Annotated in this window: 7 protein-coding genes; all 7 read right to left on the bottom strand. The window is 60.4% G+C overall.

The genetic code is table 11. From position 1 onward, the window contains the following. Positions 1–483: thioesterase family protein (locus WBF74_RS09085; RefSeq protein ID WP_424438450.1), on the bottom strand; the 483-nt coding region annotated here is incomplete at its 3' end. A gap of 33 nt (positions 484–516) precedes the next feature. Next, on the bottom strand, positions 517–1,413 hold the full coding sequence (locus WBF74_RS09080; RefSeq protein WP_424438447.1) for an acyl-CoA thioesterase: 897 nt from the start codon (positions 1,411–1,413) through the stop codon (positions 517–519). Next, positions 1,410–2,321 (bottom strand): acyl-CoA thioesterase, encoded by a 912-nt coding sequence (locus WBF74_RS09075; RefSeq protein WP_424438444.1) that lies wholly within the window; start codon positions 2,319–2,321, stop codon positions 1,410–1,412. The genes WBF74_RS09080 and WBF74_RS09075 overlap by 4 nt, the downstream gene beginning before the upstream one ends. Positions 2,322–2,415: 94 nt before the next feature. Continuing rightward, positions 2,416–3,381, bottom strand: a complete 966-nt coding sequence (locus WBF74_RS09070; RefSeq protein WP_424438440.1) for an alpha/beta hydrolase — start codon at positions 3,379–3,381, stop codon at positions 2,416–2,418. A 64-nt stretch (positions 3,382–3,445) separates the two neighbouring features. After that, positions 3,446–4,468, bottom strand: a complete 1,023-nt coding sequence (locus WBF74_RS09065; protein WP_424438437.1) for a hypothetical protein — start codon at positions 4,466–4,468, stop codon at positions 3,446–3,448. 40 nt (positions 4,469–4,508) lie between these two features. After that, positions 4,509–5,129: a DJ-1/PfpI family protein gene (locus WBF74_RS09060; protein ID WP_424438434.1), complete on the bottom strand. Its 621-nt coding sequence runs from the start codon at positions 5,127–5,129 to the stop codon at positions 4,509–4,511. A 10-nt stretch (positions 5,130–5,139) separates the two neighbouring features. Continuing rightward, positions 5,140–6,192, bottom strand: coding sequence for a GlxA family transcriptional regulator (locus WBF74_RS09055; protein ID WP_424438431.1), 1,053 nt, complete (start codon positions 6,190–6,192; stop codon positions 5,140–5,142). Between the last annotated feature and the right edge of the window lie 105 nt (positions 6,193–6,297).

Here is a 6,297-nt window from a genome sequence, read left to right as displayed (position 1 = left end):
GGAGAGTTTGGGCGCGGGGCGCGGATCATAGAGTTCAAGACCGCGCGGGCCGCCATGGGCCGGGCGCTCAATGATGAGTTCCCTTGCCGCCGCTTTCGCCCTTGCCGGAACGGGCTTTACCTCGCGTGTTTCATCATCCACCCATTGCACTTCCATGATGAAAGTGGCCGCAGGCTCACCCGATGCGGTGCTCACCATTTCCTCATAAACGGTGAGGCCGAAATCACGTACTTCAAGAATACCGGCACGGAGAAAGAAAGGTGCACCGGGACGCTGCTCGCGCAGATAGCGCACATGATGATCGCTCACCTGAAGGCGCGCGCCTTCATTGCGCGAGACGCGCGGACCAAGACCAAGCGCAAGGCCGAGCGCAGCAAGGCCGTGATCTGCCTTCTCCATATAGAACTGCACATTCATATGGCCCATCTGGTCACATTCCCAGGTCTGGACGCTGGAGCGGGCTACTTCAATCATCTCGCTCATTCTTGTGATTCCGTTTCTTGATGATGATTTTGTTCAGCGCAGGCGTTCTCTAATCTGATCAGGCAAGGGAACAGCCTTGCGCGTTGCCTTGTCAAAAAGCACTGCCGCGCCTTCCGCCGCACAGGCGGGTTCGCCCGTATCGCCGCTGAAAAGCCAGTGGCGATAGCGCAGGATCTTGCCTTCTGTCTTCAGAATTGCCGTGCGCACGAAAAGCGTTTCGCCTGCGCGCAGTTCACGGAAATAGGCGAGGCGCATTTCAACCGTCGCCGTGGCGAGGCCGCGCGCCGCCTGCTCATGGCGGCCAAGCCCCGCCTGCGCCCACATATGCCCCTGCGCATCGGAGAAGCGCGCCATAAAGAAGCGGGCATTCATGTGGTTATTGGTATCGCATTCCCATGTGTTTACCACGGAGCGGTTTGTCTCCAGCATGCCTTCGGCATCTGCCCGCGCAAGCGACACATCCCGCTCCATGGCTTCACGCGGCAGGGCTCGGGGTTCTGCTTCCGGCGGCAGCGATGTGCGCATGGTCTCGACGCGCGCCCGCACCTGATCCGGCCAGGCAGTTAGGCGGCGTGTTTCAAGGTTGAGGCACCCCGTATCCACGACAAAGGTTGCGGCGAGCCTGTCATCCAGCACTTCGCGCATTTCCTGATAGATGCGCATGGTCTTGTCGCGGATTTCGACGACGCCCGCGCGGATCGCAACAAGATCACTTGTGCGAAGCTCGCGGTGGAAACGGATGTGATGTTCCAGCGCAACATAGCCAAGCCCGGTTTCCGCCTGCGCAAGCGCAGCATGCCCCATCGCCACGCGCAGATTGAACGAACTGTCCGAACTCTTGGCGATGTAGTGCTGAATGTTCATATGGCCCATCTCGTCACATTCCTGCACCGAGACATAGCCGCGATAAGTGTCGATAAGGCCGCTCACGCGAGTTCTCTCACATGGCTTGCAAGCATTGCCCGCTCCTCATCCGTGAAGGGAACGGTCTTGCGCGCATCAAGGTCAAGCATCACGGCGATAACCTCGCCGGTGGCCACAGCCTCTCCCGTCTCCGCATCGAACATGTAATGGACGAAGGTGAGCGTCTTGCCTTCCACACGGGTAAGCGTGCTTTTTGCAATGAGCAGGGTGCCGGAGCGGACCTCGCGGAGATAGTTCAGCCGCAGTTCCAGCACCACTGTGCCGCGCCGCTTCGCCATCATGGCGGACTTGTTGAAGCCGATGGCCTGCCAGAGATGCCCCGCCCCATCGGAGAAACGCGCCATATAGAAGCGTGTGTTCATATGGCCGAAATCATCACACTCCCACGGCATCACCGCGCCGCGATAGATTTCAACGAAATCTGCCGCATCCTCCAGCCGCTTTGCCGGCAGGCGCGTTTCGCGCGGGACGCTGCGCGGTTCTGCGTGAGGCGGCAAGGGACCGAGAAGCGGAGCCGCACGCTCCTTCGCCTCCGCGCTCCACGGAATGAGCTTGCGGGTTTTGAGATCAAAATAACCTGACACGGCGACAATCGTTGCCGAGGTTTCGCCACTCGCGGAATTGAACAGCTCGTGAAATGTCACCACAGTCGTGTCGCGCATTTCGACAAGGCGCGTGCGCATGTTCATGATGTCGCCTGCGCGCAGTTCCCGCAGGAAGCGCACATGCTCCTCCAGCGCCACCACGGCGCGACCTTCATTGCGCACGACAGAAGGCGAAATGCCGAGCGCATCGCGCATATAGAAGCCGGCGTCCGATGCACGGGCCACATAGAATTGCACATTCATATGGCCGACTTCGTCACACTCCCAGGTGTTGACGGTGCCGCGAAACGTATCGAGATAATCGGTCATGGAACTTGTGATCCTGAACGCGAGGGGCAAAGCATAGGGGCCGGGACGGAGCTTGTCATGCCCCGACCAGCCCCCGCTTCACCCCGCAGCTTCGTCAGGCGACGGCGTTCTTCAGGAACTCATCGATCCGCTCATTGGCGGCGGCGGCCAGCGCGCCGGGGAAGGCAATGAAGCCATGCGCGCCGCCCGGATAGATGGCAAGCTCTGCCTTGTTGCCCGCCGCAATCCAGCGCGCATGCATGAAGAGGCTGTCATCTATCAGCGCATCGCGCGTGCCGATGGAGAAGAGCGCGGGCGGCATATCATGCAGACGGGCATAAAGCGGCGAGACATCCGGGTCACGCCGATCGATATGCGGCGGCAGGAAGGCCTCGCCGAATTTTTCAATGTCGATCGTGCGCAGGATAAGCCGTTCATCGCCGAAGGCGCGCTGGCTCGGCGTCATCGACATATCGAATGCACCGAATACGAGGTTCGCGCCACGGAAGCCCGTGAAGCCATGCCTGTCGCGCATGCGGAGAAGCGTGACGGCGGAGAGGTGGCCGCCCGCAGATTCACCACCAATGACGAGCGCGTCCGTTCCGAACTCCGCTTTCGCATTCTTGGCGAGCCAGACGGCTGCCGCCTCGCAGTCATCCGGGCCGGCCGGATAGGGATTTTCCGGCGCGAGGCGGTATTCAACGCTGACACAGGCAAGGCCCGCGCGATCCGCAATCCGCTCCAGCATCGGGTCCTGCTGGTCGGCCCCGCCCAGCACCCAGCCGCCGCCATGAATATGCAGATAAACGCCGCGCGGGCTTCCCTCCGGCGCGATGATGCGGAGCTTCACTTTGGTGCCCTTGCCATCAATCTCAATCTCCCGGGCGCGGGGGGATTTCGGTGCGAGGGGGAAAGCACCCTCACCCCTTGCGCGCTGCTCGCGAAAGGTTGCGACGCCAATGTCCCACCATTCCGGCAGTTCCTTCATGGCGTCGATGATGAGGTCATTGATGCCTTTGGTTTCCGCAGAAATGGCGTCCTCGGTGAAGAGCCTGGGGTCGAACGGGTTGCTGCCTGACATGGCCTTGCCTCTCCTGGCGATTCTTTTTGATTGCTTGAAGTAGAGCGGAAATTTCGAAATCCGTCTATCGGACACGCCATCCCCAATGGGCCGCACCGGCATCCATGCGGGCGGTGACTTCGAGCCTCAGATGACGGTTATGGACGGCGAGCGCTCCCTCAAAAAGAGCATTCCAGGCATCGAAGCAGGCAGGTGTTACCCCTTCCTTGTCCTTCATCATGCGCCATGTGCGGGTGGAGATTTCAGTGCCCTGAACTTCCGCCTCATCACCACCCGCAGCAAGGAGAGCGGCGAAATAGCGCGCAAAGGCTGTCGCATCATTTCCCTCAACGCCGATCAGGGCGGCGGTTGCGTCATAGCACTGCATGCCGATGAGACGGCCCGCCTCGCGCCCGAGCATTGACGCTTCATCCTCTCCGAACAGAGACACCGCGGCAGGCAGGATGGAGCGGATATATTGCACCGCGTAATTTCGCTTCGCCTTCACCATACGCTCTTCCGACCATTCGACATGGGGAAGTTTCGCAGGATCAACATCCGGCCCCTCCTCGCCGAAGCGGAAGCGCAGCCGCTCATCGGGAAGCAGCGGATGGTCTTCCTCGATAAAATAGCCTTCAAGACAGGGATCAATTTGCGTCGTGATGCGCGTACAGACGAAGCCGAGATTGGGATTGCCAAGCGACACACCGACCTGTGAATGAAAGCCGCGCATGAAGGCGATACTCACTTCATTCGGCACAGCACAGATCGCAGCCCCGTCCCATATCCAGCGGGGCGGCAGATAGCGCACCCAGGCTTTCCTGTCGCTTTCGGGAATGAATTCGCATTTCACGCCGCCAACGTGATTTGCGAGATAGATATACTGGGCGCAAGCCACCGCAGGCGGCAGATGAGAAAGGCCGAGGCTTTTCCAGCCTGCGAGAAATTTTTCCTCATGCTGCGCCCGAAAGGTGCGGAATGTCAGCTCTGTCGCCGCCCCTTCACCCTTGAAGACGACGGCGCGCAGGATGAGTCCTGTCAGAAAGCGCTGATGCAGATCGGCACTTGCGCGCCAAGCATTCAGTTCGCGCGATGCAGCCCCGGTCATGTCTCCTCCCCTTCAAATCTTTTGAAGGGGAGTTTAGCGATCAAACTGCCGCAGCGTAAGGCGGTGCGGGGTCGTATTGCATGCCGCGCTGCGTCGCGCGGGCATGTTCTTCGCCATGCATCTGGCCGAGCAGCCAGAGAGCCATGTCGATGCCTGCCGATACGCCCGCTGCCGTGACGAGATTGCCATCCCGCACATAGCGTACTTCTTCAAGAACGGCGCCCGCCCCGCCCTGCTCGCGCAGTGCATCAATGAAAGCCCAATGTGTCGTCACGCGCTTTCCTTCGGCAAGACCCGCGGCACAGAGAAGATAGGAGCCGGTGCAAACGCTCGTCACCCATTCGCAGGTGCCTGCAGTGCGCTTGATCCAGTAAACCAGCGCGGGATTGTTCACTTCACGGCGCGTGCCCTGACCGCCCGGTATCAGAAGCAGATCAAGCCGCGGCGCATCGGCGATGCTTACATGCGGCTCGACGACCATTGCCTTGGCGCAGGTGATCTTCTGCCCCGTCTCGCCAATCAGCAGCACATTGTCCCGCGTGTCCTCGCCCTTAAAGCCATACATCTCGTTCGACATGGTGAAGACTTCATAGGGGCCGACGAAATCGAGTTCTTCCACATCATCAAAAAGCAGAATGCCAATGTTGCGTGTGCGGGTCATGATGACCTCCCTAGAGGTGTGAGTGGTATGTCTGTTGTTCACGCCGCGATGTCTGGAAGCGTTCGCGGTAGCGGCCGGGTGTAACGCCGAGATGGCGGAGAAAGGCGCGGCGCATTCGCTCTGCCGCGCCGAAGCCGGAAGCGGCAGAAACAGCATCAAGCGAGGCATCGCCGCTTGCGAGGCGGCGGCAGGCTTCATCAAGCCTTGCGCGCTCCACGAATTGCGCAGGCGTGAAACCTGTCTCGGCAACGAAGTGCCGGGCGAAACTGCGCTCGCTCATATGGCAGCGCGCCGCAAGCTCCGGCACGGAATGCGTCTCGCTCGGATTTTCGATAATAAAGGCGCAGAGCTTTGCGAGGCGCTCATTGCCGACATGCTGCGCGGCAAGCTCTGCGGAAAATTGCGACTGACCGCCGGGGCGCATCAGATACATGACGTGATGGCGCGCAAGGGTGAGCGCCATTTCGCGCCCGAGATCCGCCTCGATCAGTGCCAGTGTAAGGTCCATGCCGGCGGTGACACCGGCACTCGTCCAGAACTTTCCATCGCGCACATAGATCGCATCTTCATCCACCTGCACCTTCGGAAGAAGCTGGCGCATGAGGGGCGCATAGGCCCAATGGGTTGCCGCTCGGCGACCATCGAGCAAACCCGCTGCTCCGAGGATGAAAGACCCCGTGCAAATCGACACGGTGCGCCGCGCATGCTTTGCGGCCTTTCGTACAAAAGCGATAAGCGTCTCATTCGTCATCGCCTCGCGCGACCCATTGCCGCCCGAAACGATGAATGTGTCGAGGCGCGCAAGTTCCTCTGCCCCCAGATCGACAAAAGCGCGGTCCGCCTGCAGCGTGAGGCCGCATGTGGTGTGGATGGCGCTGCGCTTCTCCGCGACAAGCTCGATCTTGTAGGCAGGCGTGCGCCCATCACCCTGCATCGCGGCGGAGAGAAGCTGGATCGGCCCGGCAATATCCAGAACCTGCGCACCCTCATAGGCGAGCATCACCACAGGACGCGGTGCGGCTGGCTGATGGGTTTTTTTGGGCGCGGGCTTTGACATGGGCATCAGCGTAAGCCTTGGCCTCATTGGCGGAAATGACAAAGAAGCAGCAATTTCCGCCAAGTTTCGCTGCCGAATCAGCCCGTAGCGATCTGGTAAGCCGCACTCAAC

The organism is Parvibaculum sp., from assembly GCF_049672805.1.
In the GTDB taxonomy this organism is placed as follows: domain Bacteria; phylum Pseudomonadota; class Alphaproteobacteria; order Parvibaculales; family Parvibaculaceae; genus Parvibaculum.
This window is presented reverse-complemented; position numbering and strand designations above follow the sequence as displayed.